The organism is Dietzia sp. SLG310A2-38A2, assembly GCF_014145095.1.
GTDB lineage: Bacteria > Actinomycetota > Actinomycetes > Mycobacteriales > Mycobacteriaceae > Dietzia.
This window is the reverse complement of the sequence record NZ_JAALDX010000434.1, coordinates 1-1,136: the sequence shown is the minus strand read 5'-3', so window position 1 is coordinate 1,136 and position 1,136 is coordinate 1. Positions and strand designations below refer to the sequence as shown.

General features: G+C 72.4%; 1 protein-coding gene. It reads left to right on the top strand.

Going from position 1 to position 1,136, the window contains the following annotated elements; translation table 11 throughout:
* Nucleotides 1-157: 157 nt before the first annotated feature.
* Nucleotides 158-1,136, top strand: a 979-nt coding sequence (locus G6027_RS14495) for a universal stress protein (RefSeq protein WP_182637787.1), incomplete at its 3' end; no start/stop codon positions are given.

Genomic DNA, 1,136 nt, shown 5'->3' with positions numbered 1-1,136 from the left:
CGAGGGGCGCCAGCTGGGGTTCCTGGGCCAGCCGCGGGTGCGGGTGACCGAGCTCAACGTGGCGCTGGGCCTCACGGCTCCCGGCTGCGCGGAGCCCGGCCAGGCAGCGCCGGGCCAGGGAACGCAGGGCCAGGGAACGCAGGGATAGGGTCAGATCATGTCCGGATCGACGCGGGGGCGGCTCCACATCTACCTCGGGGCCGCCCCCGGCGTGGGCAAGACCACCGAGATGCTCGACCGCGCCCACCGCCTGGTCGCGGAGGGCAAGGACGTGGTGGTAGGCCTGGTGGAGACCCACGGCCGGGCGGGAACCGCCGCGCTGCTCGACGGTCTCGAGTCGGTACCGCGCCGGACGGTGTCCTACCGCGGGACCAGGATGACGGAGATGAACCTGCCGGCGGTCCTGGAGCGGGCGCCGCAGATCGCCCTGGTCGACGAGCTGGCGCACACCAACGCCCCCGGCGTCGAGCACGCCAAGCGCTGGCAGGACGTGTCCGACCTGCTCGACGCGGGGATCGACGTCCACTCCACCCTCAACATCCAGCACTTGGAGAGCCTCAACGACGTGGTCTCCCGCATCACCGGATCGGAGCAGCGGGAGAAGGTACCGGACGCCGTCGTCCGCGCGGCCGACGAGATCGAGCTGGTCGACCTCAGTCCCGAGCAACTGCGCCTCCGGTTGCTGGCGGGGCAGGTCTACCAGGCGGAGCGCGTCGACGCCGCCCTGGGCAACTACTTCCGGGTGGGCAACCTCACGGCGCTACGTGAACTCGCCCTGCTGTGGTTGGCCGACCGGGTGGACGAGGCGCTGGGCCGCTACCGGGACACCGAGCGGATCACCGACACCTGGGAGGCGCGGGAGCGGGTCGTGGTGGCGATCACCGGCGGCCCCGAGTCCCTCACATTGGTGCGGCGCGCGAGCCGCATCGCCTCCCGCTCGTCGGCCGAGCTGGTGATCGTGCACGTGTTGCGCGGCGACGGGCTGGTCTCCGCCGGCGACAGCATGCCGGAGGTCCGGGAGGTCGCGGCGAGCCTCGGAGCCAGGGTCCACACCGTCGCCGGTGACGACGTCCGCGCGACCCTCCTGGATTTCGCCCGCGGGGTCAACGCCACACAGCTCGTCCTGGGCACCTCCC